Consider the following 26,371-nt stretch of genomic DNA (forward strand, 5'->3'; position numbering starts at 1 on the left):
TCAGTGGTGCGGGAGCACGGCGACCGGGACGGTGCAGTGGTGCAGGACCGCGTGGGTGACGGGCCCGATGTGGGCGCCGAAGGACCTGCGCCGGACCTTGCGGCCCACGACGACCAGGGAGGCCTCGTGGGACGCGTCGACCAGCAGGCGGCCGGGGCTGCCGGGACGGGACATCTCGACGACCTCCACCGTCGGGTACTTGTGCCGCCAGGCGGTCAGGATCTCGCTCAGCCCGGCGGCCTTCTGACGGGCGATCTCGTCGTGGTACTGCGGGTCGAGGGAGAGGCCGTAGACGTAGTACGGCGGCAGGTTCCAGCCGGACACGACCCGCAGGGCGGTCTCGCGTCGGGCGGCCTCCTCGAAGGCGAACCCGATCATCGAGTCGTCGGGGTCGTCGACGTCGAGGCCCAGCACGACGGGGCGGAACGGAGTACCCGCTGCGGCGGTGCCGGCCGGGTCCGGCTCGTGCTCGTCGGCGGCCTCTTCCCCGGCGCGGACCAGGACGACCGGCCGATCGACGTGCGCCACGACCGCCAGGCCGACGGATCCGAGCAGGAATCCGCTGATCCCGCTCAGCCTGCCCGAGCCGAGGACCAGTAGTTCGGCGTCGTCGGCCGCCTCCGCCAGGATCTCGGCCGGGCGGCCGGAGACGTTCTGCATCTCGACTTCGAGACCCGGGTGCCGCTGCCGGATGCCGTCCGCCGCGTCCCGTGGGATCTTCTCGCTCCAGTACTGCAGGGTCTCACCGCCGAGGAGCGGGGCCTGGGCCGTCGGTTCGGGCACGGGCTCCGATACGTGCAGCAGCTTCAGCGGCAGGTCTCGCGAGGCGGCTTCGCGGGCCGCCCACTCAGCGGCCGCGCGGCTTTCGGCGGAGCCGTCGAGACCTGCGACAACAGTGCGGACCATGATTCTGCCTCCTGATCTGGATGTCTGTCTCCAGCGTGGTGCGGGCAGGGCCGGTGAGGCAGGGGCCGCTGGTCCCGGAACCTGGCCGACCGGCCCCACCGGACGTGACGCGGCGGGCCCCGGTCGGGGCCCGCCGTGCCGTTGCGGGGTCACTGGAGCCAGTGGTTGCGGCTGACGAAGGGAAGGCGTGCCCACGCCCTGCCCAGCCCCCAGACCGCACCGGCGCCCACGGCCGCCAGGGCGATGAGGACGACGGCGTAGATCAGGTGGTAGTCCACGAACGGGTTCGTCGACATGCTCGGCGAGCCGTCCGACAGGTGCTTGGCCGGCGGCCACTCCGCGATCCACATGAGCGCCATCATCGCGGTGCCGGCGACGGCGGCGAGCCGCAGGCCGATCCCGGCGATCAGGGCCAGACCGACGCCCAGCAGACCGAGCATGAACAGCCAGTCCGCCCAGGCGTCCCCCGCCCAGGCGTGGAACGTGGACTCCATCGGACCGGCGGCCACTCCGCTCAGGAAGCCCTTGGTCGGCGAGCCGCCGTCGATCCAGCCCTTGCCGGACTGGGTCGCGTAGCCGAAGCCGAACGTCTTGTCCAGGAACGCCCACAGGAAGACGAACCCGGTCAGCAGCCGCAGTCCGGCGAACACGTACGCGCTGGTCGCCGTCGCCGTCCCGGCGGCCGCGTCAGCCGTTCCCGAGCGCCGCAGCGACGGGAACCGGAAACCTGCGTGTCGGTGCGGGTGATCGTGGACAGCCATGATCGTGGTCCTTTCGGGAGTCGGTTGCCGTTCACTCGTTCCTTGCACCGCCCAATCTGCTCGCCTCGGGACAGCTGCGCCGCAGGCCGAAGGTCGGGACCCGGTGGGCTGAACGGCCCCATCCACAGGACCTGTCGGGCCCAGCCGCACCTGTGGCCACGTCAGGGCCCGGACGTCGAGGACGGCAGCACGGTCAGCGGCGGACGAGTCGCTTCGTCCCCCGCACCACCAGTTCGACCAGCAGTACCGTGGCCGCCGTGCCCAGGCACAGAGCCCACTGGAGCGGGTCGAGCGGTTGCGTGCCGAACACCGTGCGGGCCCATGGCAGATGGACAGCGGCGATCTGTACGACGAGGACTCCCGCCAGGCACCACCACAGGGTGCGGTTGCGCAGTTGGTGGCGGCCGAGCAACGGGCCGTGATCCGCACGGGCGTTGAACGAGTTGAAGAGCTGGAACAGGACGAACGTGGTGAACGCCATCGTCAGTGCGGTGTCGGTGCCGGCCCACGGCCGGGCGGCGGCCAGCAGACCGACGGTGCCGAGGGCCATGACGGTGCCCGCCCTGCCGATCGCGATCAGGCGGCGGGCGTCCAGGATCCGCTCGGCGGAATCCCTCGGCGGATGTCGCATCACGTCGTCCTCGGCCGGATCGACCGCCAGTGCCATCGCCGGTGGCCCGTCCATGATGATGTTGATCCACAGGAGTTGGGCCGCGGTGAGGGGCGCGGGCAGTCCGGCCACCGAAGCGCCCAGCAGGGTCAGGATGGCTCCGATGTTGGTGGCCAGCTGGAAGCGGACGAACTTGACGATGTTCGCGTAGATGGCGCGCCCTTCGCGCACGGCGCGCACGATGGTGGAGAAGTCGTCGTCGGTGAGCACCATGTCGGCGGCTTCCTTGGCCACATCGGTTCCGGTGACCCCCATGGCCACCCCGATGTGCGCGGCCCGCAGCGCGGCCGCGTCGTTGACGCCGTCCCCGGTCATGGCGACGACATGGCCCCGCTCGGACAGTGCCCGCACGATGACCACCTTGTGCTCCGGGACGACACGGGCGAACACACCGATGTCGTCGATGCGTCGGGAGAGCTCCCGCGGTGTCATCCGGTCGAGCTCCGCTCCCGTCACCACCTCTCCGTCGATGTCCAGCTCCCGCGCGATGGCCGCCGCGGTGTCCGCGTGGTCACCGGTGATCATCTTGACGGTCACACCTGCCGTCCGACACAGGGCGATGGCGTCCCGTGCCTGCGGGCGCGGCGGATCGGCGATTCCGGCGACGGACACCAGGGTCAGGCCGGACAGCGACGCCTCCTCGGGCACACCGTCCACGACGGCCGTGGCGGCGCCGAGAACCCGCAGTCCCGAGCCGCCCAGTTGCCGGGCCACGTCCAGGACCTCGCCGCGGCGCCGGTCGTCGAGCTCGCTGACCCCGTCCTCGGTCACCACCTCGGCGCACAGCCCCAGCAGCACGTCCACGGCGCCCTTGGCGTGGACACGGGTACGACCGTCCGGTTCCGTGTGGAAGGTGGCCATGTACTTGGTGGCCGCGTCGAAGGGCAGCTCGCCGGTGCGCGGCAGTTCGGCCCGCAGCCCGTCGGCGTCCAGGCCCGCCTTCGCGGCGAGGACGACCAGGGCCGCCTCGGTGGGGTCGCCGACGAAGCCGTCGTCGGTCAGGTGCGCGTCGTTGCAGAGGGCGAACGGCAACAGCGCGGGCACCAGTTCCCCCTGGGCACCCCGTACGTCGCCTTTCGTACCGTAGCCCTCGCCGGTGACCTCGTGGAGCCGTCCACCGGCCCAGAGAGCCCGTACGGTCATTTCGTTGAGGGTCAGTGTGCCGGTCTTGTCGCTGCACACGACCGTGGCCGAGCCCAGCGACTCCACCGAGGCCAGCCGTTTCACGATCGCTCCGCGGCGGGCCATGCGGTACACGCCCAGTGCCAGGGTCAGCGCCAGGACGGCCGGCAGCCCTTCGGGGATCGCCGCCACGGCCAGGGCCACGGCACGCAGCGCGATGTCCGCGAGGCTCTCGCCCCGGATCAGGGCGACGAGCACGTAGGCGACGACCGCGACCCCGCTGAGCAGGGCGAGGCGGCGGCCGAGGCTGTCCAGCTGGATCTGGAGCGGACTGGGCGGTTCCGTGTCGGCGCGCAACGCCGCGGCTATGGAACCGAGTTCGGTGCGCATACCGGTGGCGGTGACGATCATCTCGGCGCGGCCGCGGGTGAGCGCGGTGTTCATGAGCAGCATGCCGGTCCGCTCGGCCAGCGGCACCGGGCCGGTCACGGCGGTGCTCTTGGCGACCGGCTGCGACTCGCCGGTCAGGGCCGCCTCGGCGACCTCCACCGTCTCCGCGACGATCAGCCGCCCGTCGGCCGGCACGCGGTCGCCCGCCTCCAGCAGGACCGTGTCCCCGGGCACGAGGGTGTCCGCCGCCACCATCAGTTCCGCACCGTCGCGACGCACCCGGGCGGTCGGCACCAGCATCCGGCGCAGCGCCTCCAGGCTGTGTTCGGCGCGCCGCTCCTGGAGGTAGCCGAGGACCGCGTTGATCTGGAGGACGACGGTGATCACCAGTGCGTCCCGGATGTCGCCGATCGCCGCGGCGACGAGGGCCGCGATGATCAGGATGCCGATGAGCCAGTTGCGGAACTGGTCGAGGAACTTCAGCCATTCGGGACGCCGGGCGGGTTCGGCGAGCTGGTTCGGTCCGTGGACGGCGAGGCGTTCGGCGGCCTCTCGCGCGCTCAGCCCGACGCCCGGGTCGACCCCCAGACCGGCTCCCACCTGCGCCGGGGTCAACAGGTGCGCGTCCCGGGTGTCCGCCCCTGAGGGGGTCCGCTCGGTTCCGGCGGCGGTCAGGCCGTCCACGGTCGCGCCTTCCGGGCCGCACGGACCGGCAGCGGGTCGGTGGACCGGTGCCGTGCCCCGATCAGCGCGAGTGGGGCGGTGGCGCCGGCCTCGAGGAGAGCGCGCCCCGTCCGGATGCACCCCGGGCGGATGTGCCCGATGACGCCGGGATGCTTCTTCCGCGACGCGGACAGGGGCCGGTGCGGGACGGCCGGGCAGGTGCCGCGTCCTGCGGCCTGCGGGAGGGTGAGCCCGGCCGCCTCCTGTGAGATGTCGTCACCCAGGACCACGGGGCCGTCCGGCCGGGGCCTGCCCCGTACGACGAGCAGCGGGCCACGGCCGCGGGCGGTGAGGTGTCCGGCGACCAAGGCGCGCAACCGGCCGCGGCGAGGGGTCGCCCGGCTGCTGCCCACCACGGTGGGCGACGCCGTGCCCGAGGGTGAATCCAGTACGGACGGCGGCTCGCCGATCAGAACGTCCCGCGTGACGGCCGGCCCGGGGGCGATACGGCGGGCAGCTCGTTCGGCCTCGGTCGGGGGGCCGTTCGGCCCCGCGCGGGCCGTGGCCACGTCCTGGTCCCGGGGCGGCACTTCGGGCGGGAGGTGCGCCGGCGGCCGGGTCAGGGCGCGGGTCGGCGTGAGCCGCGTGCCCGGCCGCTCGGCCTGCCTCTCCGCGGCCGCCACGGCGGCCGGGCCCGACGGCGAACCGTCGGCTCCCGCAATGACCGGACCACTCATGGCAGTCCTCCCCTTCCCCTTCCTCGGCGGTCCTCGCCCCCGTCCACGGGTCCAGCCTCCGCTCGACGGCGTGGCACCGCAGTGGGCCGTATGGGCCCGAGGAGCGCACCGTCCGGCCCTCCCCCGATGGCCGGTGGGCGACGAGCCTGGAGGTGGGAGGCAGATGCGCGACGCACTCTCGTCGCGCCGAGCACCGGAGGTGCGCCATGACCGGACCCGTCGTCGTCGGACTGGACGGCTCCCCCGCGAGTGTCACCGCCGCGTGGTGGGCGGCACGCGCGGCCGTGGACCGGCGGCTGCCCGTCCTGCTGCTGCACTCCTGGACCACTCAGCCGCTCAATGTGCCCATCGCTCAGGAAGCCCTCAGCAAGCAGCGCTACGGCGGTGAGGTGCTCGAGCGCGTGGAGGCGGAGCTGCTGGACCGTTACGACGACCTGAAGGTGACCACGGAACTGGTGTCCGCTCCGGCCACGAAGGCTCTCGTGGACCTCGGTGACACCGCCACCATGCTGGTGCTCGGCTCCCGCGGCCACGGCCCGCTCGCCGGCTTCCTGCTCGGCTCCGTCAGCCTGCACGTACTGGGTCTCGCCCGGTGCCCCGCGGTGACGGTACGGGCGGACGACGCCGACGACGCCGACAGGTACGAGATCGTCGTAGGAGTGCGGGAGGCGGGGGCGGCCTCCGATCCCCTGCTGGAGTTCGCCTTCACCGCGGCCGAGGCCCGAGGGGCGCGGGTGCGCGCGGTGCGGGCACTGCCGCTGTCGTCCCTGGCGACCCACCCCCGCGGCGCGCACCCCGACGAGGGCTATGAGGTGGACGAACAAGCTCGTCTCGCCACCGCCGTGGCGCCGTGGCGGGAGAAGTTCCCCACGGTCGCCGTCACCTACCAGGTGGGCAGGGGAACCGCCGCACAGGTGCTGCTGAAGGCCTCGGCCCACAGTGCGCTCACCGTGGTGGGCCGCCGGCGGCACCCCGCTCCGCTCTCCTGGAGGCTCGGGCCGGTCGCGCACGCGGCCCTGCACCACGCTCCGTGCCCCGTCGCCGTCGTCCCGCACGACTGAGCCCGGCCGAGGGGAGCATCATGGGCCCTGCCGTTCCGAGGAATCCGCTGCGCCGGCTTCTCCCGCCACCGGGGCTGGAGAGCGGCCTGCTCGCCGTCACGGCGGTCGCGCTCGCCGCGGGGGGCGTGTGCCGGCTCGTCGGCGCCGCCGAACTGGCCGATCTCTTCTGGGGTCTGGGCACGGCGGTCGCCGTCGTCCCGGCCGTCGGCTGGGTGCTGGACGCCCTGCGGCGCGGCCACGCGGGCGTGGACCTGATCGCGGTGCTGGCTCTGGGGGGCACGCTCGCCGTGCGCGAGTACCTGGCGGGCGCGCTCATCGCGCTGATGCTCGCCACGGGCCGCACCCTCGAGTCGGCGGCGCAGCGGCGGGCCTCGCGCGATCTGCGCGCGCTGCTGGAACGCGCGCCCCGCACCGCCCGACTGCGCACCGGCGACGAGGTGCGTACCGTGCCGTCGGCCGAGGTCGACGCCGGTGATCTGCTGGTCGTGGGGCCGGGTGAAGTGGTGCCCGTGGACGGCCTGGTGGTGGGAGAGGCGGCCGTCCTGGACGAGTCCGCGCTGACCGGCGAATCCCTCGGGGTGCGGCGCGCCCAGGGCGAGCCGGTGCGCAGCGGGGTGGTCAACGCGGGCGGCGCCTTCGAACTGCGCGCCACCGCCCGCGAGCAGGACAGCACCTACGCGGGGATCGTGCGGCTGGCCCGGGAGGCGGGTGCGCAGTCGGCTCCCGTGGTGCGGCTGGCCGACCGTTACGCGGCCTGGTTCCTGCCGCTCTCGGTCGCGGCCGCGGGCCTGGCCTGGCTGTTCAGCGGTTCCGCCGTCCGGGCCGTGGCGGTCCTGGTGGTCGCCACGCCCTGTCCGTTGCTCCTGGCTGCTCCGGTCGCCGTCGTCTCGGGTCTGTCACGCGCCTCCCGCCTCGGGGTCGTCATCCGTGACGGAGGGGCGCTGGAGAACCTCGGCCGTGCCCGGACCCTGCTGCTCGACAAGACGGGCACCCTCACCGGCGGCCGACCGCGCGTGCTCGACGTGGTCGCCGCGCCAGGCTGGCAGTCGGCCCAGGTGCTGCGGCTGGCGGCCTCCCTCGACCAGTACTCGCCGCACGTCCTCGCCCAGGCCGTGGTGGAGGAGGCCCGACGGCGCGGGCTGCGGCTGTCGGTGCCGGACGACGTGTCCGAGGAACCGGGCCGCGGTGCCGTCGGCACCGTCGCCGGACGCCGGATGGGCGTCGGCCGTCTCGCCGACGGTGCCGAGCAGCCGGCCTGGGCCCGCTCGGTGGACAACAGGGCAGTGCTCGACGGGGCGTCCGTCGCCTGGCTGACGGTGGACACCGTGCCCGTCGGCGCCGTCCTGCTGCGCGATCCGCTCCGCCCTGACGCGTCCCGCACCCTGCGCCGCCTGCGCGCGGCGGGCATCGACCGGCTGGTGATGCTCACCGGCGACCGTCGTGAGCCCGCGCGCGAGGTCGGTGCCGTTCTCGGCCTGGACGGCGTGCGTGCCGGTCTCACTCCGGCCGACAAGGTGGCAGCGGTACGCGCCGAGCGCGAGCGGGCGGTCACCGTGATGGTCGGCGACGGTGTCAACGACGCGCCCGCCCTCGCGGCCGCGGACATCGGGGTGGCGATGGGCGCCCGAGGGGCCACGGCTTCCTCCGAGGCCGCCGACGTCGTCCTGACCACCGACCGGGTGGACCGCCTGGCCGACGCCGTCGCCATCGCCGTGCGGTCCCGGCGCATCGCCGTGCAGAGCGCGCTCGGCGGCATGGCACTGTCGCTGGCCGCGATGGCCGCGGCCGCGTGCGGACTGCTGCCGCCGGCCCTGGGTGCGCTGCTTCAGGAGGGCATCGACGTGGCGGTGATCCTCAACGCGCTGCGCGTCCTGCGCGACGACCGGGCCGGCAGGCCGTCCCTGCCTCCCGCGACGGAGGCTCTCATCCACCGCTTCGCGGCGGAGCACGACGACCTGCGGGACGTCCTCGACGCCGTACGGGACGCCGCCGACCAGCTGGCCGACGGCTGCGGGCCGGACGCCCTCGCGGCGGTGGCCGAGGTGCACCGGCTGCTCACCGAGCGGCTGCTGCCGCACGAGTACGCCGAGGAGCACGAGCTGTATCCGGCGCTCGCCCCGACCCTCGGTGGTCCCGAGGCGACCGCCACCATGAGCCGCGCGCACGCCGAGATCGACCGCCTCGCCCGCCGGATCGCCACCCACCTCGCGCTCTCCGGGCCGGACGGCGAACCGGCCCCGGAGCAGCTCGACGACCTGCGCGCCTGCCTGTACGGGCTGCACACGGTGCTGCGCCTGCACTTCACCCAGGAAGAAGAGAACTACTTCTCACTCGCGCCATGAGGTGACGCCATGAACGCCCCTGCGGGCAGTACCGACACCGTCCTCGACTGCGCCCACCTCGTCCGGCACTTCGGCGATCGAACCGCCGTGGACGACGTGAGCCTGGGCATCGCGCCCGGCGAGACCTACGGACTGCTGGGTCCGAACGGAGCGGGCAAGACGACCACGATCCGGATGGTCTGCGGACTGCTGCGGCCCGACGCCGGACAGGTGCATGTGGCCGGACGGCCGGTGAGCACCGCGGCAGGTCCCGCCAAGCAGCTGATCGGATTCGTCCCTCAGGACGTCGCCCTCTACCCGGATCTCAGTGTCCGCGAGAACCTGCGCTTCTTCGGACGGCTGTACCGGCTCCCGCGCCGCAGGCTGGACCGCCGGGTCGACGAGGTGCTCGCACTCGTCGAACTGCGCGACCGCGCCGGGGACCGCGTGGACTCGCTGTCCGGCGGTATGCGCCGGCGTCTCAACATCGGTGCGGGGCTGGTGCATTCACCGACCCTGCTGGTGCTGGACGAGCCCACGGTGGGAGTGGACCCGCAGAGCCGGCACGCCATCCTCGAAAGCGTGACCCGCTTCGGGGAGGAGGGCATGGCCGTCCTCTACACCACTCACTACATGGAGGAGGCCGAGCGCCTGTGCGACCGGGTCGGCATCATCGACCGCGGCCGCCTCGTGGCCGAGGGCAGCCCCCGCGAGCTGGTGGCGCTGGTGGCCGAGCGCGACCGGGTGCGGCTGACCGCCGTCGGTGACCTTGCGGCGTACGCCGAGGCGTGTCGCGGTCTTCCCCGGGTCGAGGGCGCGGCCCGCACCTGCGACGAGGTGGTGGAACTGGTCGTCAAGGACGCCCGCAGTCTGCTGCCCGATCTGCTGGATCTCGCCCACGAGCAGGGGGTCGGCATCCGCAGCGTGGAGATCGACGAACCCGACCTGGAGGCGGTCTTCCTCCACCTGACCGGCACCGCGCTGAGGGAGTGAGCCGCCGTGCGTGTCGTACTCGCCATCGCGGCCAAGGACCTGCGCCAACGCCTGCGCGACCGGTCGGCCTGGGTGATCGTGTTCCTGGCACCGGTGCTGATCACCGCCCTGATGGCCCTGGCGTTCACCAACAACGAGGACTTCCGCGCGGACATCGGCGTCGTGGACCTGGACCGCGGCACGGCCGCCACCGGACTGACCCAGGTCCTTCGGAGCCCGGAGCTCGAAGGCACCGTGCGCACACGGTCCTACGGCGCCGAGAGCGACGCCCGGCGCGCCGTCGACGCGGGCGACGTGCACGTCGCGATCGTCGTGCCCGCGGGCTTCACCGAGGCGCTGAACGGCGGCGGCTCGACTCCGGTGCGGATCCTCGACAGTGTCGACTACGGCCTTCAGGCCCAGCTCGCGCGGGCGGTCACCGAGTCCTATGTCGCCCAGGTCAACGCCGACCGGCTGTCTGTCGCCACCGCGGTGGCCGCGGGCGCGCCCCGGGCGGACGTGCCTCGACTCGCCGCCCGGGCCGCCGTCCTGCGTCTTCCGGAACAGGTGCGGGCCCAGGGGCTGCCCGACGACCCGCTGAAGGTGATCAGCTACTTCGGGCCGAGCATGGGCATGTTCTTCGTGCTGTTCACGGTCGGCTTCGGAGCTCGCGGCTACTTCGTCGAGCAGCAGCAGGGCACCCTCGACCGGATCGCCGCGGCACCGGTCGGGCGGGGTGCGCTGCTGCTCGGCAAGTCGGTGTCGACGTTCGTCTACAGCCTGGCCTCCCTCACCACCGTGACGCTCGTGTCGTGGCTCGTGTTCGACGCCCGCTGGGCCGACCCGGTCGGCGTGGCCGCCCTCAGCGTGGCCCTGGCGGTGTGCGTGGTGACCCTGACGGCGCTGGTCATCGCGCTGGTGCGGACCGAACAGCAGGCGCAGGGCCTCTCGTCGGTCCTCGTGTTCGCGCTCGTGCTGCTCGGCGGCAACTTCGTCTTCGCCTCCGGCACCACGCCGACGATCCGCCGGCTCGCGCTGTTCACCCCCAACGGCTGGGCGCTGCGCGGGTTCACCGACCTGGGCACCGGGGTGCGCGGCTGGGACGCGGTCGGCGCCCCGCTGCTGGGCATCGCCGCGTTCTCCGCGGCCGTGGCCGTGGTGACCGTGCTGCTGCTTCGACTGAGGAGGACGACATGACCGCGCTCGCCGTGACCCGGGCCACCCTGACCCGGGTGCTGCGCGACCGCACGGCGCTGTTCTTCATGGTGCTGCTCCCGGTCGCCATCATCGTCGTCATCGGTGTGACCGTCAGCGGATTCGACCAGTTCCGGGTGGGACTCGTAGCGGCCCCTCAAGCGGGCCCTGTGGCACGGGAGTTGGCGTCGGAGCTTAAGGAGGCTCCCGGTCTGCGGGTCAGTACCTACGCCACCGGCCAGGACGCGCGCACCGCTCTGCGGCGGGTGGAGCTCGACGCGGTGGTCGTGCTGCCGACCGGTCTCGACACCGACGTACGGGCGGGGCGTCCCGTCACCGTACGGGTTCTGGTGGAGCCTTCGGGGAGCGCGGGACACGGGGCGGTGTCCTCGGTGTCCGCCGTGGTGGCCGAGCACGCGGCACGACTGCAGGCCGCCCGCTTCGCCGTCGACGAGACCGGCGGCGACTTCGACCACGGCCTCGGGCTCGCGCGCGGTGCCGAACGGGTCGCCGCCCCCATCGCCGTGCGCACCGAGACGGTCGACGGTCACAGCGACTACCTGCCCCTCGGATACAGCTACAGCACCCCCACCATGCTCGTGCTGTTCGTGTTCATCAACGCCCTGGCGGGCGGTGCGGCCATCGTGGAGACGCGGCGCACCGGGGTGTACGCGCGGGCGCTCGCGGCACCGGTCTCCGCGCGCACGCTGGTGACCGGCGAGACGGTGGCCTACCTCCTGCTGGCCCTGTTGCAGTCGGCCCTGATCGTGGGAATCGGGGCCCTGGCCTTCGACGTGGCCTGGGGCGATCCGGTGGCCGCCGCCGTCCTGGTGGGCGTGTGGGCGCTGGTCGGTACCGGGACCGGGATCCTGGCCGGGGCGGTGTTCCGCACACCGGAGCAGGTCCATGCCCTCGGGCCGGCGCTCGGGATCGGGATGGGCATGCTCGGCGGCTGCATGTGGCCCCTGGCTCTCGTGCCGGACTGGCTGAGCGCTGCCGGGCACGCCGTGCCTCATGCCTGGGCCGTCGACGCGTGGACGGCCCTGCTGTCCCGGGACGCGGGCCTCTCGGGGATCGCGCAGGAACTGGCCGTCCTCGCGGGATTCGCCGCCGTGCTCCTCACCGGCGCGTCCCTGGCCCTGCGGCACCGTCTGACCGTCGGCTCCGGGATGTGACCGCCGCCTCGGTCCGCTCCCGCGGCGACGGACTCATCCGGCGACGGGGAGGTCCGGGCGGACCAGGGTGCCCGCGCGGCCGTGCAGCATCTCGTAGGCGGCGTCCAGAGCACCGATCGCGGCCAGGCCTCCGGTGCGTTCGACGAACCGGGCGGCGGCTTCGGTCTTGGGGCCCATGGAACCGGCCGCGAAGTGGCCGCGGCGCAGGGTGGTGGGAGTCGCGTCGTGCAGCGGCCGCTGCTGCGGGGTGCCGTAGTCGGCGTAGACGTGCGGCACGTCGGTGAGGACGAGCAGGAAGTCCGCCTTGAGGTCCTCGGCGAGCAGGGCGGCCGTGAGGTCCTTGTCGACGACGGCCTCCGCCCCGGTGAGGGCCCCGGTGTCGGGGTCCGCGACCACCGGCACGCCGCCACCGCCGGCGCAGATGACGAGCGTGCCGCCGGACAGCAGCTCGTGGACGGTCTCCGTCTCCACGATCCGCTCGGGCGACGGCGAGGCGACCACGCGCCGCCAGCCGGTGGTGTCCTCGGCGATGCGCCAGCCGTACCTGCGCGCGAGGCGGTCGGCCGCGTCCCGCGGATACACCTGACCGACGAACTTCGTGGGCCGCAGGAAAGCCGGGTCGTCGGCCCGGACCACGGTGTGGGTGACGAGCGCGGCGATGCGATGCCCGGGCAGGGTGTCGTACAGGGCGCGCAGCAGCAGGGAGCCGATCATGCCCTGGGTCTGGGCGCCGAGGAGGTCGAGCGGATAGGGGGCGCTGAGGGCCGGGTCGGTGGCGCTCTCCATGGCGAGCAGGCCGATCTGGGGGCCGTTGCCGTGGGTGAGGACGACCTCGTGGTCGATGGCGAGGGCGGCGATCGCCGTGGCCACCCGGTCGATGTTGGCGATCTGGACGTCCGCGTCGGGGCGTTCGCCACGGTGGAGCAGGGCGTTGCCGCCGAGGGCGACGACGATGCGCATGGGTCAGTCCTCCAGGGTGGCGACGAGAACGGCCTTGATGGTGTGCAGCCGGTTCTCGGCCTGGTCGAAGACGATCGAGGCGGGCGAGGAGAAGACGGCGTCGGTGACTTCCAGCGCGTCCAGGCCGTAGTTGTGCAGTACGTCCCTGCCGAGACGGGTGCCGCAGTCGTGGAGGGCCGGCAGGCAGTGCATGAACCGGACGTCCGGGTTGCCGGTGAGCGCCAGGGTCTTGTCGTTGACCTGGTACGGCAGCAGCAGTTCTATGCGTTCGCCCCAGGCCTCGGCGGGTTCGCCCATCGACACCCAGACGTCGGTGTGCAGGAAGTCGGCGCCCCGGACGGCGGTCTCGACGTCGTCGGTGACGGTGATCCGGGCTCCGCTGTGCTCGGCGAGGGCACGGCAGTCGGCGACCAGCGCGGGGTCGGGCCACAGCGGGGGCGGCGCGGCGATGCGTACGTCCATGCCGAGCAGGGCACCCATCGCCAGCAGGGAGTTGCCCATGTTGTTGCGTGCGTCCCCCAGGTAGCAGTAGGCGATGTCCGTCAGCGGTCTGCGGCTGTGCTCGCGCATGGTGAGCACGTCGCACAGGCTCTGGGTGGGATGTGCCGTGTCGGTCAGGCCGTTGTAGACGGGCACGCCGGCGTGGGCGGCGAGTTCGGTGACGCGCGTGTGCGCGGAGCCGCGGTACTCGATCGCGTCGAACATCCGGCCGAGTACGCGGGCGGTGTCGGCGATGGACTCCTTGACGCCGATGTGGGTGTCGCCGGGGCCCAGGTAGGTGGTGGCGGCGCCCTGGTCGGCGGCGGCCCGCTCGAAGGCGCAGCGTGTGCGGGTGGACGTCTTCTCGAAGATCAGCGCGAGGTGCCGGCCGGTGAGCCGGGGTGTCTCGGTGCCCGCCCGCCGGTCCGCCTTGAGCTGGGCGGCGAGGTCGAGGAGGTGGTGGATCTCCCGGGCGGTGAAGTCGAGTTCGCTCAGGTAGGAGCGGCCTCGCAGGTCGACGGTCATGGTGGTCCCCTCCGCTCGGTCAGTCGACCGCGTCGCGTTCGATCGGGCAGCTCATGCAGCGCGGACCGCCACGGCCGCGGCCGAGTTCGGCGCCGGCGATGGTGACGATCTCGATGCCCTGTTTGCGCAGATGGGTGTTGGTGGTGACGTTGCGTTCGTAGCCGACGATCACGCCGGGGGCGACAGCGAGGAAGTTGCTGCCGTCGTCCCACTGCTCCCGCTCGGCGCCCCGGATGTCCTGAGGTGCCGAGAGCATGCGCACCTTGTCCAGGTCGAGGGCCTCGGCCAGCGCGGTGGCCAGGTCGAAGTCGGGCGTGACGTCGAAGCCCGTCGTGCGGGCGGCGCTGGGCGTGAGCGTCCAGGAGCGCAGCGAGTCGGCGAGCCCCGGGTAGATGGTGAAGGCGTCCCGGTCGACCATCGTCAGCACGGTGTCGAGGTGCATGTACGCCCGCGCCGGGGGCAGTTGGACCGCGATCAGCCGCTGTGCCGTGCCTGTGGCGAAGAGCCGGGACGCCAGATTCTCCACGGCCTGTGCGGTGGTCCGCTCCCCCATGCCGACCATGACGGCGCCGTTGCCGAGGACATGGACGTCGCCGCCCTCGAGGGTTCCGACCGGGCCCTCCAGGAGCGGTGGGGTCGCGAAGGCGGCGAACATCGGATGGAACCGATAGACGGCCTGGGCGTGCAGGCTCTCCCGCCTGCGGGCGGGCATGGCCATGGGGTTGACCGACAACCGGTCGTACACCCAGCAGGAGTTGTCGCGCGGGAAGAGGTGGTTGGGCAGCGGGGTGAGTGCGAAGTCGTCCGTGTCCAGGGCGCTCCACACCAGACTGTGCGGGGTGGCGATGCTCAGGTCGCTCTTGAGGATCCCGCCGATCAGGTACTCGGCGAGTGTCTCCCCGTCCAGCTCCGCGCAGAGCTGCCGTACGGGATCGATCAGCGCCGGGCCGACGGTGGCCGGGGTCACGACCCGTTCGAGCAGCCAGTCGCGGGCGCCCGGGACGTCCAGGGTCTGGGCCAGCAGGTCGGCGAAGTAGTGCACCCGGGCCCCGTGGTCGCGCAGTACCTGGGCGAAGGCGTCGTGCTCCTCACGGGCCCGCTTGGCCCACAGGATGTCGTCGAAGAGGAGCGCGTCGACGTTGCGCGGGGTCAGCCGGGACAGTTCGAGTCCCGGTCGGTGCAGGATCACCTGGCGGAGCCGGCCGACCTCGGAATCGACGTGGAAGCGGTTCATGGTGTGCCTTCCCAAGGCCGTCGGAAGGATCAGTCGTGGTGGCGCAGGAAGCTCCTGCGCGGGCGGCGGGACCGCGGGATCCGGGTGACGGGTGGCGGTGTCTCGGGCGCCCGGGTCCGCGGGACCTCCGGCCCGTCGGGCACCTCGACACCGTGCTCACCGCGCTCGCGGCCCAGCCAGATGTAGACCGGCAGGCCGAGCAGCAGCACGAACAGGCCGTAGTAGACGGTCTGGTAGCCGCTGCCCTGGATCGACCAGTACGAGAACGCCATCGCGAGCGCGGCGACCGTCCCGTCCCGGGCGAGGCGGCGCGTGCTCAGGCTGTCCCGGCCCCGGGCCAGCAGCCAGTACAGCTGGGCGGCGGCCGAGAACAGATAGGGGATCACGGCGGTGAGCACGCTCAGCAGCACGATCCGGGTGAAGACGTCCTCGAACCGGGTGTAGCTGAACACGGTGATCAGCGAGGCGAGCACGGTCGAGGCGACGATCCCGAAGACGGGGACCCCGCTCGGGCCGCGCAGCTTCGCGAAGGCTCCGGGGAAGAGTCCGTCGCGGGCGGCGGCGTACGGCATCTCCGCGCACAGCATGGTCCAGCCGTTCAGGGCGCCGATGCCGGAGATGATGGCGGCCACGGCGACGGCGTCGCCCGCCCAGGTGCCGCCCACGATGTTGTTGGCGGCGTCGGTGAACGGCGCGGTGGAGGCGCCGAGTTCACCGTGCGAGACGGTGCCGAACACCGCGAGGGTGCCGAGGAGGTAGATCACGGCGCAGGCGAGCGTGCCGTACACGGTGGCACGCGGCACGTTGCGCTCGGGATCACGGACCCGGCCGGCGACCACGGAGGCGGCCTCCAGACCGAGGTAGCTGAACAGGGCGATGGCCCCGGCCGCCGAGATCGCGCCGAGCGCCGACTGGTCACTGGCGTTGAAGGCGCCGAAGTTGTCCGGGTCGATGAACAGCAGACCGACCGTGGCCATCAGGATCAGCGGCACGAACTTCAGCACGGTGGTGATCACCTGGAAGGCGCCGGTGTTGCGGACCCCGCTGAGGTTGACCGCGGCCGGGATCCACAGGCCGACGAGCGCGATGAGTATCGAGATCCCGGTCCGGTGCCCGGTGTTGACGAAGACCTCGACATAGCCGACCCAGGCCACCACGATCGCGGCGTTGCCGGCCCAGGCGGTGATCCAGTACGACCACGCGTTGAGGAACCCGGTGAACTCGCCGAAGGCCTCGCGGGCGTACACGTAGGGGCCGCCGCTCGCCGGGACGCGCCGCGACAGTGCCCCGAACGTGACGGCCAGGGCGAGCGCGCCGAGCGTGACCACGACGAACGCCACGAGGGCGATCGGCCCGTAGGGTGCGAGCGCCGACGGCAGGGCGAAGACGCCGGTTCCGATGATGCTGCCGATGACCAGCGCGGACGCGGCGGGCAGGCCGAGTTGCGCTCTGGGAGCGGGCCTTGCCCCGCCCCTCGCCGACCTGGACATGGCTGTACTCCTTGTGTTCGAAGTGCTCGAAGCTGCGGAAGTTCCCTCCTGCTTCGATCCTTCTCCGCCACGTCCTCCCCGGTGAGCGGCCACAGGTCCCGTTCCCGGGCCATTGGTCCTGGTCCGGCCCGCCCACTCGGCCCACGGCACCGCTCAGAGCAGGTCGAGCACCTCGGTGACGGGCCGGCGGGGCGACGCGGTACCTGGGGTGCCGTAGCCGAGGCGCAGCACCATGTGCACGAAACCCATGCCGGAGGTGGGGTCCCGGGCCAGTTCGCGCAGGTCGCGCTCCTCCAGGGCGTGGGAACTCAGGGCCGTGGCCAGTCCGTTCAGGGTGGCCAGCAGCAGGACCCGCTCCAGCGCCTGCCCTGCCCGCAGCCAGTCGGCGCGGTGGTCCTGGCCGGTGCCCAGGAGCGCGAGGTTCGGAGTGGTCTCGAAAGCCGCCGCCGCCCGGCCGGGAACGTTGCGCCGCCCGGCGAAGTCCCGGACCGGGGCCCGGCCGGAGCGCACGCGCGGTCCGAAGGCGTGTTCCGGGATTCCGTCGCCGGCCCGCGGGCCCCGGTGCGTCCACCGCTCCACGTCCTCCAGGCGCTCGGGGTCCAGGGTGTCGCGTCCCTCGGCGTCCCGAACGTGATCGAGCAGGGCCTCCAGGTGCCAGGCGCGGGGGAAGAGGAGCTGTGCGCCCTCCTGGGCGGCGGCGGCCCGCAGCGCCTGCTGGACGTCGGCCGGTACCGGCCGGTCGGCGAACGGGTGTCGGCTGGTGTGGCGCCGCTCGACCGCCGGGAACAGCGCGGACGCCGCGCGGTCGGGCGGGCCGGTGTCGCCGATCCGGACGGTGGCCAACAGGTACGGGTCGGAAGGATCGGGCAGCAGCAGGGTGTCGGTGTCCAGGCCCCGGTGCGCCGCGGCGACGCGCAGGTTGAACAGGGCCGCGCCGCAGCCGAGGTGCAGGGCGCGGTGGTCGGGGTCGGTGCGGGGCATCGTGCGGCCGAGGTCGGCACGCAGTTCGAGGAGGCCTGCGGCGGAGCGCCAACGAAAGTGCCAGGGCTGGGCGTTGTGGAGCGAGGGGGCGGCCGTCGCGGCCGTGACAAGCTCCGTGACGGTCCTCTCGTCGAAGGGACGCGCCTGCATGCGGCACACCTCCCTCAGGGTTTGGTCAGACCGGCGTCGTCGGAGCGCAGCACGGACAGACGACGCCGGTACTCCTCCTCGTCGATCTCGCCCCGGGCGAAGCGCTCGGCGAGCAGCTGCTCGGGGGACGGTGGGAGATGGGTGCGCGGTGGCTGCGGAGCACGCGTCAGGGATCGGTACAGCAGCACGCCGACGGTGATGAGCAGGGCCCAGAACAGGGCCGCGCCGACCGAGGTGGCGAACCAGTCCCAGCCGGTCATGTCGTGGTGGTTCCAGTACACGGTGGTCACTCCCTCGCTGTCGGGTCCTCAGGGGTGAGGGACCACGGCGACCGGACAGTCGACGTGGTGGACGACCCCGTGGGTGACGGGACCGGTGCGGGGTCCCACGGTCCTGTCGGCGAGCCGGTGACCGACGACGAGGAGGGAGGCACCGGACGCGGCGCGCACCAGCACGGACTGTGCCCGGCCGGTGGAGACGGTCGCCAGGACCTCGACGTCGGGGTACTTCTCCCGCCACACGCTCAGCAGGTCGTCGAGCAGTTCGCGCGAGGCGTCCGCGGTGGACCCGTGCGGTAGCGGACCCAGCGGTACCCCGGCCTGCCGGGCGTGGACCACCCGCAGCCGGGCGCCGCGCAGCCCGGCCTCCTCGAAGGCGAACTCGATCACCTCGTCGCTCGGGTCGGCGACGTCGACACCGAGCACCACGTCGCGACAGCCGGTGCGCGTGGAAGGGCTGCCGTCCGGCGCGGGCAGGTGCTCGTCCGTGGCCTCCTCCCCGGCCCGGACCAGCACCACGGGGCGTTCGGCCTTCGCGATGACGCCCAGCGCCACGGATCCCACGAGGAAGCCCGTGAAGCCGCTCAGTCCGCGCGAGCCCAGCACCAGCAGTTCCGCCTGCTCGGCCGCGTGCAGCAGCACCTCGGTGGCCGGGCCCTGTGTCTGCTCGTCGTCGAGGCGCGTGCCGGGGCTCGCCGCACGGACCCGGTCCTCCGCCTGTCGCAGCACGCGCCGTGCCAAGTGGCGCTGCACCGCGCCCGCCGACGCTTCCCCGCCGGGACGCGGTCCCCGCTCCCAGGCGTGCACCAGCCGCAGCCTCCGGCCACGGCGCTCCGCCTCGCGCACGGCCCATTCGGCCGCGGCGAGGCTCTCGGCGGACCCGTCCACCCCTGCGATCACCGGCGCGAGCATCACGTACACCTCACCCCTACTCGGACTGCCTCGTACGGCCAGCCTCGCGCCCGGCGCCGCCGGCCGGTATGGGCTGCCCGGGGCTGTCCGGGGGGCCGTCCGGCCCCAGGCGCGCTCGGTGAGCACGGATGCAGGTGTCGGACGTGGGCGCGGCGCCGCCGCCCGGAAGGCCGGTGTCGTCCGGGCGGCGCGGCGCGCGGGCCGGGGCGGGTGCTCGACCAGGTGCGCCCCCCAGCCGTGTTCACATGGCCGGCACGATCGCGACCGGGCACTGCGCGTGGTGCAGGAGCGTGTGGCCCACGCGGCCCAGCTGCAGGCCGAAGTGACCGGTCCGGCGGCGGGCTCCGACGATCACCAGGTCCGCCGCGGCGGAGCGGTGCAGCAGCACCTTGCGGGCCGGGCCCTCCACCGTGTGACGGCGCACCTGGATTCCGGGGTGATCGGCCACAGCGTCGTGCAGCAGGGCGTCGAGCTGTGCCGACGCACGCTCCTCGTGGAGATGCGCCGAGTCCTCGGCCAGCCGGGGCTCGTCCGCGCCCTCGTGCGCGGGGCAGCGCCAGGCGCGTACGACGTCGAGGACGCCGCCGCGGGCCTCGGCCTCACGGAAGGCGAACCGCACGGCCTCGGCGCCGGACGCGGGCTCGCCCGCGCCGAGCACGATCCGTTCGTGTGTTCCCTCCACACCGGCCTTGTCACCCCGGACCACGATCACCGGGCAGTGCGCCCGGGCCGCCACGGTCAGACCGACCGAACCGAGCAGCAGGCCCTTCAGCTCACCGCGTCCACGCGAACCCGTCACCAGCGCGCAGGCGTCGCGGCCCGCCCGCAACAGCGCGTCGACGGCTTCCTCGGGAACCACCTCCGCGGACACCTTCACCTCGGAATTGCGCCGCCGGACGCGTTCCACGGCGGTGCCCACGATGTTCTCCGCCATCACTTGCTCGGACGGACGGTCGACGGCCGTGGACGGCACGACGTCCTCGTAGCGCTCCCACAAGGAGGCGTACACCAGCCGCAGCGCGAGGCCCCGGCGGGCCGCTTCGTCCACCGCCCAGTCGAGCGCGACCAGGCTCGAGTCCGATCCGTCGACACCCACGACCAGGGGCAGCTCCATCGTCCCCACCACCTTTCGTCGCCGCACGGGTGTGCGGCACAGGGCTCCACCCTCACCGTCGCGCCGTCGACCGGACTCTGCCAGGGGCCGTTCGGCCCCTGCCCGGGGCACCCGTGCGCGAGCCCCGCCCACGAGGGCCACTCGGCCCGGTGACCTGCCCGCTCAGCCCCTGGGCCGATCCCGTCCTGAGCCGGACGCTGCAATCGAGGCAGTGAAGGAGGACACACCATGAAGGCCACGAAGATCGGCTCTGTGATGGTCGGGGACGTCGTCACCGTCGACCGTGACACCCCGTTCAAGCAAGTCGCCCGGGTACTGGGCGAGCACCGCATCAGCGGGGTGCCGGTCGTCGACGAGGACGACAAGGTCCTCGGGGTGATCTCGGAGACGGACCTGATGCTCCGGCAGGCCCAGGGCACACAGGTCCACTCGTGGCTCGGCCGTCTGCGCCGCGGTGTCCGCAGGACCGAGGCGAAGAGTCGTGCCCGGACCGCCGGTGGGCTCATGTCGGCGCCCGCCGTGACCGTGCGGGCCGACGACACCGTTCCCGAGGCCGCCCGGCTCATGGCCCGGCACCGCGTCGAACGGCTGCCCGTGGTGGACGAGGAGGACCGGCTCGTCGGCATCGTCACCCGCCGCGATCTCCTGGAGGTCTTCCTGCGCAGCGACGAGGAGATCCGCCGGACGGTGGAGCAGGAGGTGCTCCTCAACACTCTGTGGCTCGCTCCGCAGAACATCTCCGTCCGCGTCCGCAACGGTGTGGTGACCCTCGCCGGGGAGCTGGAACGGCGCAGCGAGAAGTCCATCGCGCTGCGCACGACAGGGCGGGTGGACGGAGTCGTCGGCGTGGTCGACCGCCTCACCTACCGGCTCGACGACACCCGGCTCCAGCCGGCCGAGCAGGCCCTGCACGGCGTGGCCGGCGACTGGCTGCGCAAGTTGTGACCCTGGCGCACTGACGATTGGAGACAGTCATGGTTCCTCTCCTGCTGCTGGGAGCCGCTGTACTGGGTGCCTGCCTGGTGTTCGGGTACAGCTCGTTCATCGTCGGCTTCCTCCTGATGGCGGGCGGCGTCCTGGGCCTGATCGCGTTCATGGCGACGCCGGGCATGATCCGGCGGCCCGGTGAGCACGAGGTGGTCATCGAGAAGCACTTCATCGGTGACGGCGACGACCACCGCCACTACCGCACCTGACCGCGTTCCCGCACGTACCAGGGCCGACCGACACCAACACGGTGCCGGCCGGCCCTGGCGGTTGCCGGGCCTCCCGAAGCGCCTTGCCGGCAGGAGCGATTTCCCGGGAGACGGCCCTGACCGATCACGCCTGGCCCATCACGCCGACGGCGGCAACCGCGGCGTGATGCGTGTCGGCGGTTCCGGGGCGTCCCGGGCCGCGCTGCGCCGCGCTGGGCAGCTCAGCACGCGTGTCGGTTCGGTGCGGAGGTCGTCGCCGTGCCTGCCCGAGTTCCGGCCTCCCCGGCCGTCCGCCGCCGTGTCCCGGGGGCGCGAGTGTCTTCGGCCCCTCCCCTGATCCCCGTGGCGACAGTGCCGACCGATGACGTCGCACGGCCGACCGGGGGACCGGGCCGCCTCCGAAGCCCGGTCCCCCGGTCGTCGCCGCCCCGGCGGCTCGGTGACCGGCGGGGGTTCTCAGTGGTTCACGGGCGTACGACGGCTGGTCTCCTTGGACGGCGGCCGGACCCGCGCGGTCGACGGTGCCGTCGGCGGTTGCGTCGGCATCTGCGCACGGCGACGAGCGGTCCGCAGTGCGAGTGCGTCGAAGAACGCGGTGAGGACGATGGTCACGCCCATCGCCGCGAACAGCAGGAGCACGAACCTCTCCCAGAACTCCGGCGTGAGACTGGTACCCACGGTCCTCTCCCCCTCGCGCATCGGCGTCGTTGTCCTCATGTCTCCAGCCAACTCCCCCGTGCCCTCCGGCGCATGAGGCGACCGGCCCCTCCACAGGGCCCCAGCGGCCCTTGAACCGGGCCGACGGCGTACGTCACCGGACCAGGACCCGCTCGCCCGAGCGGGGCACGGCCGCCGTCCAGCCCAGGGAGCGGTCGATGCGGTCGCGCAGCGCGGCCGCGGCCTCGGGCTCACCGTGCACCAGATAGGTGACGTACGGGGCAGGGGCGCCGCGCAGCCAGTCAATGATCTGCGCGGCGTCGGCATGGGCGGAGAAGTGCGGCACGTCGGCGACGAGGGCACGGACCGGGACGTACTCGCCGAACATCTTGAGCACCTTGGCACCGTCGACGAGATCCCGTGCCCGGGTGCCCTGGGCGGCGAAGCCCACCACGACGACGGCGTTGCGCGGATCGGGCAGCAGGTGCCGCAGATGGTGCAGGACCCGTCCGCCGGTGGCCATGCCGGAAGCCGACACGATCACGGCCGGTCCGCCCGAGCGGCTCAGCTCGACGGATTCCTCGATCGAGCGTACGGCGCGGAACGGATCGGGGCTGAGTGCGGCCGCACCCGCGAGGGTTACCTCGGGGCGCAGTTCGGGTGCCCGGGCGGCGACGGCGTCGCGGTAGACGTCGAGGGCGGCCAGGGCCATGGGACTGTCGACGTAGACCGGCACCCCCGCCGGGAGCCTGCCCTCGCGGCGCAGTCCGGCGAGTTCGTGCAGGAGGATCTCGGTGCGGTCGAGGGCGAACGCAGGGATGACGACGGTGCCGCCCCGGGCGAGCGTGCGGGTCAGTACGTCGGCGAAGTGGGTGCGGCCGGCCTTCTCCTCGTGGCGCCGGTTGCCGTACGTGGACTCCATGAGCAGGACGTCGGCTCCGGAGAAGGGCTCCGGCGGGAGGAGCAACGGGTGACCCGGGCGGCCGAGGTCACCGCTGACGGCCAGGGTATGGCCGTCCTCCAGGGTGAGCCGGGCCCAGGACGATCCGAGGATGTGCCCGGCCGGGTACAGGCTGAGACCGGTCCCGGTGGCGATGGTGGTGGCCGTACGGGGTGGCACGGCGTCCACCAGCTTCAGAGTGCGATCCACGTCCGAGTCGTCGTACAGCGGTTGCGCGGGACGGTGTTTGGACCATCCGTGTTCGTTGGCGTGCCGGGCGGTCTCCGTCTGGAGTTTGGCGCTGTCGCGCAGCACGATCTCCATGAGCCTCGCGGTGTACTCCGTCGTCACGATCCGGCCACGGAAGCCGTGCCGCACCAGCCTGGGCAGGTAGCCGCAGTGGTCCAGGTGGGCGTGGGTGACCACAACCGCCTCGATGTCCGCGGCGTCACAGGGCAGTCCGCGCCAGTTGCGCCTGCGCAGCTCCGCGATGCCCTGGAAGAGGCCGCAGTCGACGAGTACACGGGCCCGGTCGCTCTCGATCAGGAACTTGCTGCCGGTCACGGTCCCCACACCGCCCAGGAACGTCAGCAGGGCGGGCCGGGCCGAGGCCTTCGTCGGTTCGGTCGGTCGCGGTACCACGGTGGTGGTCATGACACCTGCCTCCTTCGGGGCGCGCCCTCTTCTGCCTCGCCGCCTGCTCGTTTCGTCTCCAGCGTGCGGTCTCGCGCATGCCCTGACATGGGCCGTCGGGGCCCGAGCACCGGTCCGGACGGCACCGCCCGCCGCGGGGGCACGGACACGTGTGCGGTACCGAACGGCCGTCGAACGTGTCTGCCCGGCCCCTGTCCCCCACGCCCCGCCCACGGTCCACTGAAAGCGCACGGTCCAGTGAGAACGCGCACGGTCCACCGAGGAGCGCGGACAATCGATGTCGAGAAGGGCCCCGCCATGACACACCCAGCGGCACAGAACGTCACTCCGATGGCGCCGTGCGGGCCGGACGTGCACCGGCTCGAGGTCGTCCATGTCAACGCGGACGCGTACGACGTCGACATCCGCGGCCACCGGCTGCTGGTCGATCAGCCGGTGGCGGCGGGCGGCACGGACGTCGCGCCCACCCCCACCGAGATGTTCGCCGCGTCCCTGGCCACCTGCGTCGCCTTCTGCGCGGGCCGCTACCTGCAGCGGCACAACCTGTCCCGCCGTGGGCTGCGGGTGTGCGCGGAGTTCGTGATGGCCGCCGACTCGCCCGCCCGCATCGGCTCCCTCCGCCTCACGCTCACGCCTCCGCCCGCGCTGTCCGCACAGCGTCACGCGGCCCTGCTGGCCGTCGCCTCCCGCTGCACCGTGCACAACACGCTGCGGCAGCCGCCGGCGGTCGTGTTCGAACTGGCAACCGAGGACACGTGAGCACGGGTGCGGCCGGACAGCTGTCCGGCCGCACCCGTCCTTCCGCCGTTCACCGCGACGGGGCGTTCAGCCCTGCCGCACGGGAATGGTCTTGGTCTCCGTCTTCGCCTCCGGGACCGGAACCGTGATGGTGAGCACGCCGTCCTTGTACTCCGCCGTGGCATCGTCGCCCTTGGCTCCGGCCGGCAGCCGGACGGAACGGGTGAAGGTGCCGTAGCGGAACTCGGTGTGGTGCTTGTCCTCGGTCTCCTCGGTCCGCTCCGCGCGCAGTACGAGCACCCCCTCCGTGACGGTGATCTCGACGTCCTTCGCAGGGTCGACGCCCGGCAGCTCCGCACGCAGGACGTATGCGCCGTCCGTCAACCGCTCCTCGATCCGGATACCGTGCGTCCCCGGCGCGGTGTGCGCCGCGGGCAGTCCGGTCTCGACCCAGCCGAACAGGTCGGGCAGTGCCGGCCAGCCGGTGAGCCGCTCGATCATGCCGCTCATGTCACCCTCCTCTTCGCTCCTGACACTTCAAGCGTCACGCCCGAGGACGGGTACACGCGTGAGCCGACCGGCCCCGCGAGGGACCCGGTCGGCTCTTTCGCCGGGTCATGCCCGTGCCCTTGCCCTGCCACCGCACCGGTCACGTCCTGTCACCGCACCGGTCATGTCCTTCCGCCGCTCGGGGCGACGCGCGCCCACTCCGCCTCCCAGTCACGCATCCGCCGACGGTCCAACCGCAGCCGGGCCAGCCGGCCGCATCCGAAGGCCACGGCGCCGGTACCGACCGCGACCAGCACACCCGTCAGTGCCGACTGAAGACTCGCCTCGCCCGCCGTGAGCGGTGCGCGCTGCAGATCGCCCCGGCGATCGATCCACACGGTGACCGGGCTCCCCGCCGTGCGGCCCGGTTCGGTCCGGGTCACCCCGGTGCGTGTCGAGCCGTCGGGGGCCGTCCAGCGCACCTTCGCCCGCACCGTGCCACCGGTGCCGTCCGCCGTCACCGCGGGGGTGCGGTCCGCGTTCTCGGTGAGTACCGCCGATACGGAGTGCACGGCTGCTCGCCGGGTGGTGAGGTCGTCCTCCATGGCCGAGCCCGCCGCCTCTCCCGCGAGCAGGCCGCCGGCCAGGGCCACGATCCAGGTGACCAGGACGATCCAGGTCTCCACCCTGTCACTGCGTCGGCGGAGCGGATTGCGCCGCCACCGCCACAGCAGCTTCCTCTTCACACGCGTGCGCCTCGTACCTGCCATGAGCCGGCACCCCCTCTCCTTTCCTCTCGCAGCGTCTCCTGCGCGGACGCACCTCCGAAGGGGCCGCCCAGGCACGTCTGTCAGGAAGAGTGGCCGTGCGACGGACCGCCCGGTCCTCGGCCGCCTCGCCCGACGCAGTCGGCTCGGGGAGATCCGGGCCGAGATCCGGCATGCGGGGTGCGCCCAGGAGTGCGCAGTCCACATCGACGACTCCTTCCACGGCCCTCACGAGACGGGCCGCGACGGGCACGATCGAGGTGTCGCGCACCCGGCCGGTCAGGGTCACGACGCCGTCGTGCACCACCACCCGGATCGGCTTCTCGGGATCGGGGAAGAGGAACGCGACGACCTGTTCACGGACCTCCCTGGCGATGTCCTCGTCGTCCCGCAGGAACACCTTGAGCAGGTCCGAACGGCTCACGATGCCCTCCAGGACTCCTTCGGCGTCCACCACCGGAAGCCGCTTGACCTTGCCGCGCGCCATGATCCGCGCCGCCCGGGCGAGCGTCTCGTCGGCCCGGACGGTGACGGCGGGGGCCGTCATCAGTTCCTCGGCGGTTCGCGCGCCGGCCTTGGCCAGGTCGGACAGACGGCGCAGCCGGGCGTACCGGTCGGGGTCGCCGTCGCGGAACTCCTCCTTGGGCAGCAGGTCCGCCTCGGACACCACGCCCAGGACCCGGTGGTCACCGTCGACGACGGGCAGGGCGCTCACGTGCCAACGGCCGATGGCCTTCACGATGTCCTTGAAGGCGGTGTCGCCCACCACGGCGACGACCTTGCGGGTCATCACGTCTGCGACGGTGTGCGGGGTGCCGTGCATGGTGGCCTCCG

24 protein-coding genes and 1 pseudogene are annotated in these 26,371 nt (G+C 72.8%); 8 read left to right on the top strand and 17 right to left on the bottom strand.

Annotation, left to right across the window (positions count from 1 at the left end; genetic code table 11):
* From IOD14_RS26050 to IOD14_RS26065, 4 genes are all read right to left on the bottom strand, one after another.
* The gene (locus tag IOD14_RS26050) at positions 1–906 is read right to left on the bottom strand and encodes a universal stress protein (protein WP_123987241.1); all 906 of its coding nucleotides are present in this window, start codon (positions 904–906) and stop codon (positions 1–3) included.
* Between the two features lie 149 nt (positions 907–1,055).
* A complete protein-coding gene (locus IOD14_RS26055; protein ID WP_123987242.1) occupies positions 1,056–1,667 on the bottom strand; it encodes a DoxX family membrane protein in 612 nt (203 codons plus the stop codon).
* A 193-nt stretch (positions 1,668–1,860) separates the two neighbouring features.
* A complete protein-coding gene (locus tag IOD14_RS26060; RefSeq protein WP_212671681.1) occupies positions 1,861–4,533 on the bottom strand; it encodes an HAD-IC family P-type ATPase in 2,673 nt (890 codons plus the stop codon).
* The gene (locus IOD14_RS26065; RefSeq protein ID WP_212671682.1) at positions 4,521–5,249 is read right to left on the bottom strand and encodes a universal stress protein; all 729 of its coding nucleotides are present in this window, start codon (positions 5,247–5,249) and stop codon (positions 4,521–4,523) included. Before IOD14_RS26065 ends, IOD14_RS26060 begins: the two co-directional genes overlap by 13 nt.
* A gap of 206 nt (positions 5,250–5,455) precedes the next feature.
* Between IOD14_RS26065 and IOD14_RS26070 the strand changes: the two genes are divergently transcribed.
* The 5 genes from IOD14_RS26070 to IOD14_RS26090 are packed head-to-tail and all read left to right on the top strand — an operon-like array spanning position 5,456 to position 11,972.
* Positions 5,456–6,310, top strand: a complete 855-nt coding sequence (locus IOD14_RS26070; protein ID WP_212671683.1) for a universal stress protein — start codon at positions 5,456–5,458, stop codon at positions 6,308–6,310.
* Between the two features lie 20 nt (positions 6,311–6,330).
* The gene (locus IOD14_RS26075) at positions 6,331–8,652 is read left to right on the top strand and encodes a heavy metal translocating P-type ATPase (protein WP_212671684.1); all 2,322 of its coding nucleotides are present in this window, start codon (positions 6,331–6,333) and stop codon (positions 8,650–8,652) included.
* 9 nt (positions 8,653–8,661) lie between these two features.
* Entirely contained in the window at positions 8,662–9,624 is a 963-nt protein-coding gene (locus IOD14_RS26080) for an ABC transporter ATP-binding protein (protein WP_123987246.1), read from the top strand.
* Positions 9,625–9,630: 6 nt separating this feature from the next.
* Positions 9,631–10,800, top strand: coding sequence for an ABC transporter permease (locus tag IOD14_RS26085; protein ID WP_123987247.1), 1,170 nt, complete (start codon positions 9,631–9,633; stop codon positions 10,798–10,800).
* Positions 10,797–11,972 (top strand): ABC transporter permease, encoded by a 1,176-nt coding sequence (locus IOD14_RS26090; RefSeq protein ID WP_212671685.1) that lies wholly within the window; start codon positions 10,797–10,799, stop codon positions 11,970–11,972. Before IOD14_RS26085 ends, IOD14_RS26090 begins: the two co-directional genes overlap by 4 nt.
* A 33-nt stretch (positions 11,973–12,005) precedes the next feature.
* On the opposite strand, the gene IOD14_RS26095 is transcribed toward IOD14_RS26090, so the two are convergent.
* The 8 genes from IOD14_RS26095 to IOD14_RS26130 form a co-directional block, all read right to left on the bottom strand.
* The gene (locus tag IOD14_RS26095) at positions 12,006–12,932 is read right to left on the bottom strand and encodes a carbamate kinase (protein WP_123987249.1); all 927 of its coding nucleotides are present in this window, start codon (positions 12,930–12,932) and stop codon (positions 12,006–12,008) included.
* Between the two features lie 3 nt (positions 12,933–12,935).
* A complete protein-coding gene (gene argF / locus IOD14_RS26100) occupies positions 12,936–13,937 on the bottom strand; it encodes an ornithine carbamoyltransferase (protein WP_123987250.1) in 1,002 nt (333 codons plus the stop codon).
* 19 nt (positions 13,938–13,956) lie between these two features.
* Positions 13,957–15,171, bottom strand: a complete 1,215-nt coding sequence (locus tag IOD14_RS26105; protein ID WP_123987251.1) for an arginine deiminase — start codon at positions 15,169–15,171, stop codon at positions 13,957–13,959.
* A gap of 29 nt (positions 15,172–15,200) precedes the next feature.
* Positions 15,201–16,661, bottom strand: coding sequence for an amino acid permease (locus IOD14_RS26110; RefSeq protein WP_123987252.1), 1,461 nt, complete (start codon positions 16,659–16,661; stop codon positions 15,201–15,203).
* 153 nt (positions 16,662–16,814) lie between these two features.
* On the bottom strand, positions 16,815–17,792 hold the full coding sequence (locus IOD14_RS26115) for a nitroreductase family protein (RefSeq protein ID WP_212671686.1): 978 nt from the start codon (positions 17,790–17,792) through the stop codon (positions 16,815–16,817).
* 14 nt (positions 17,793–17,806) lie between these two features.
* Positions 17,807–18,082 (bottom strand): SHOCT domain-containing protein, encoded by a 276-nt coding sequence (locus IOD14_RS26120; RefSeq protein ID WP_249126063.1) that lies wholly within the window; start codon positions 18,080–18,082, stop codon positions 17,807–17,809.
* An 18-nt stretch (positions 18,083–18,100) separates the two neighbouring features.
* Positions 18,101–18,982, bottom strand: coding sequence for a universal stress protein (locus IOD14_RS26125; RefSeq protein WP_123987255.1), 882 nt, complete (start codon positions 18,980–18,982; stop codon positions 18,101–18,103).
* 241 nt (positions 18,983–19,223) lie between these two features.
* On the bottom strand, positions 19,224–20,096 hold the full coding sequence (locus tag IOD14_RS26130) for a universal stress protein (protein ID WP_212671687.1): 873 nt from the start codon (positions 20,094–20,096) through the stop codon (positions 19,224–19,226).
* Between the two features lie 228 nt (positions 20,097–20,324).
* Here IOD14_RS26130 and IOD14_RS26135 point away from each other — a divergent pair, with 228 nt between their 5' ends.
* The gene (locus IOD14_RS26135) at positions 20,325–21,041 is read left to right on the top strand and encodes a CBS domain-containing protein (RefSeq protein ID WP_123987257.1); all 717 of its coding nucleotides are present in this window, start codon (positions 20,325–20,327) and stop codon (positions 21,039–21,041) included.
* A gap of 29 nt (positions 21,042–21,070) precedes the next feature.
* Entirely contained in the window at positions 21,071–21,292 is a 222-nt protein-coding gene (locus tag IOD14_RS26140) for a hypothetical protein (RefSeq protein ID WP_123987258.1), read from the top strand.
* Between the two features lie 456 nt (positions 21,293–21,748).
* Here IOD14_RS26140 and IOD14_RS26145 read toward each other — a convergent pair whose 3' ends face one another.
* Together IOD14_RS26145 and IOD14_RS26150 are read right to left on the bottom strand one after the other, a co-directional pair.
* Positions 21,749–21,970 carry a hypothetical protein gene (locus IOD14_RS26145; protein ID WP_123987260.1) on the bottom strand — a complete coding sequence of 74 codons (222 nt, stop codon included), beginning with the start codon at positions 21,968–21,970 and terminating at the stop codon, positions 21,749–21,751.
* A gap of 133 nt (positions 21,971–22,103) precedes the next feature.
* A complete protein-coding gene (locus IOD14_RS26150) occupies positions 22,104–23,543 on the bottom strand; it encodes an MBL fold metallo-hydrolase (protein ID WP_212671688.1) in 1,440 nt (479 codons plus the stop codon).
* Between the two features lie 297 nt (positions 23,544–23,840).
* On the opposite strand from IOD14_RS26150, the gene IOD14_RS26155 reads away from it, so the two are divergent.
* On the top strand, positions 23,841–24,302 hold the full coding sequence (locus IOD14_RS26155; RefSeq protein ID WP_212671689.1) for an OsmC family protein: 462 nt from the start codon (positions 23,841–23,843) through the stop codon (positions 24,300–24,302).
* 66 nt (positions 24,303–24,368) lie between these two features.
* Here the strand turns inward: IOD14_RS26155 and IOD14_RS26160 are convergent, their stop codons facing one another.
* The 3 genes and pseudogenes from IOD14_RS26160 to IOD14_RS26170 form a co-directional block, all read right to left on the bottom strand.
* Positions 24,369–24,791 carry an Hsp20/alpha crystallin family protein gene (locus IOD14_RS26160; RefSeq protein ID WP_123987262.1) on the bottom strand — a complete coding sequence of 141 codons (423 nt, stop codon included), beginning with the start codon at positions 24,789–24,791 and terminating at the stop codon, positions 24,369–24,371.
* A gap of 161 nt (positions 24,792–24,952) precedes the next feature.
* Entirely contained in the window at positions 24,953–25,516 is a 564-nt protein-coding gene (locus tag IOD14_RS26165; protein WP_249126064.1) for a hypothetical protein, read from the bottom strand.
* A 205-nt stretch (positions 25,517–25,721) separates the two neighbouring features.
* A pseudogene (locus IOD14_RS26170) lies at positions 25,722–26,360 on the bottom strand (CBS domain-containing protein); the annotation flags it as partial.
* Positions 26,361–26,371: the final 11 nt, after the last annotated feature.

Origin of the sequence: Streptomyces sp. A2-16 (assembly GCF_018128905.1) — a bacterium.
Taxonomy (GTDB): Bacteria; Actinomycetota; Actinomycetes; order Streptomycetales; family Streptomycetaceae; genus Streptomyces.

Coding starts and splice junctions, on each gene's coding strand:
- IOD14_RS26050 (WP_123987241.1), bottom strand. CDS start 906: ATGGTCCGCACTGTTGTCGCAGGTCTCGACGGCTCCGCCGAAAGCCGC.
- IOD14_RS26090 (WP_212671685.1), top strand. CDS start 10,797: ATGACCGCGCTCGCCGTGACCCGGGCCACCCTGACCCGGGTGCTGCGC.
- IOD14_RS26115 (WP_212671686.1), bottom strand. CDS start 17,792: ATGCAGGCGCGTCCCTTCGACGAGAGGACCGTCACGGAGCTTGTCACG.
- IOD14_RS26140 (WP_123987258.1), top strand. CDS start 21,071: ATGGTTCCTCTCCTGCTGCTGGGAGCCGCTGTACTGGGTGCCTGCCTG.
- IOD14_RS26125 (WP_123987255.1), bottom strand. CDS start 18,982: ATGCTCGCGCCGGTGATCGCAGGGGTGGACGGGTCCGCCGAGAGCCTC.
- IOD14_RS26055 (WP_123987242.1), bottom strand. CDS start 1,667: ATGGCTGTCCACGATCACCCGCACCGACACGCAGGTTTCCGGTTCCCG.
- IOD14_RS26155 (WP_212671689.1), top strand. CDS start 23,841: ATGACACACCCAGCGGCACAGAACGTCACTCCGATGGCGCCGTGCGGG.
- IOD14_RS26110 (WP_123987252.1), bottom strand. CDS start 16,661: ATGTCCAGGTCGGCGAGGGGCGGGGCAAGGCCCGCTCCCAGAGCGCAA.
- IOD14_RS26065 (WP_212671682.1), bottom strand. CDS start 5,249: ATGAGTGGTCCGGTCATTGCGGGAGCCGACGGTTCGCCGTCGGGCCCG.
- IOD14_RS26075 (WP_212671684.1), top strand. CDS start 6,331: ATGGGCCCTGCCGTTCCGAGGAATCCGCTGCGCCGGCTTCTCCCGCCA.
- IOD14_RS26150 (WP_212671688.1), bottom strand. CDS start 23,543: ATGACCACCACCGTGGTACCGCGACCGACCGAACCGACGAAGGCCTCG.
- IOD14_RS26105 (WP_123987251.1), bottom strand. CDS start 15,171: ATGAACCGCTTCCACGTCGATTCCGAGGTCGGCCGGCTCCGCCAGGTG.
- IOD14_RS26130 (WP_212671687.1), bottom strand. CDS start 20,096: ATGGAGCTGCCCCTGGTCGTGGGTGTCGACGGATCGGACTCGAGCCTG.
- IOD14_RS26160 (WP_123987262.1), bottom strand. CDS start 24,791: ATGAGCGGCATGATCGAGCGGCTCACCGGCTGGCCGGCACTGCCCGAC.
- IOD14_RS26070 (WP_212671683.1), top strand. CDS start 5,456: ATGACCGGACCCGTCGTCGTCGGACTGGACGGCTCCCCCGCGAGTGTC.
- argF (WP_123987250.1), bottom strand. CDS start 13,937: ATGACCGTCGACCTGCGAGGCCGCTCCTACCTGAGCGAACTCGACTTC.
- IOD14_RS26135 (WP_123987257.1), top strand. CDS start 20,325: ATGAAGGCCACGAAGATCGGCTCTGTGATGGTCGGGGACGTCGTCACC.
- IOD14_RS26080 (WP_123987246.1), top strand. CDS start 8,662: ATGAACGCCCCTGCGGGCAGTACCGACACCGTCCTCGACTGCGCCCAC.
- IOD14_RS26095 (WP_123987249.1), bottom strand. CDS start 12,932: ATGCGCATCGTCGTCGCCCTCGGCGGCAACGCCCTGCTCCACCGTGGC.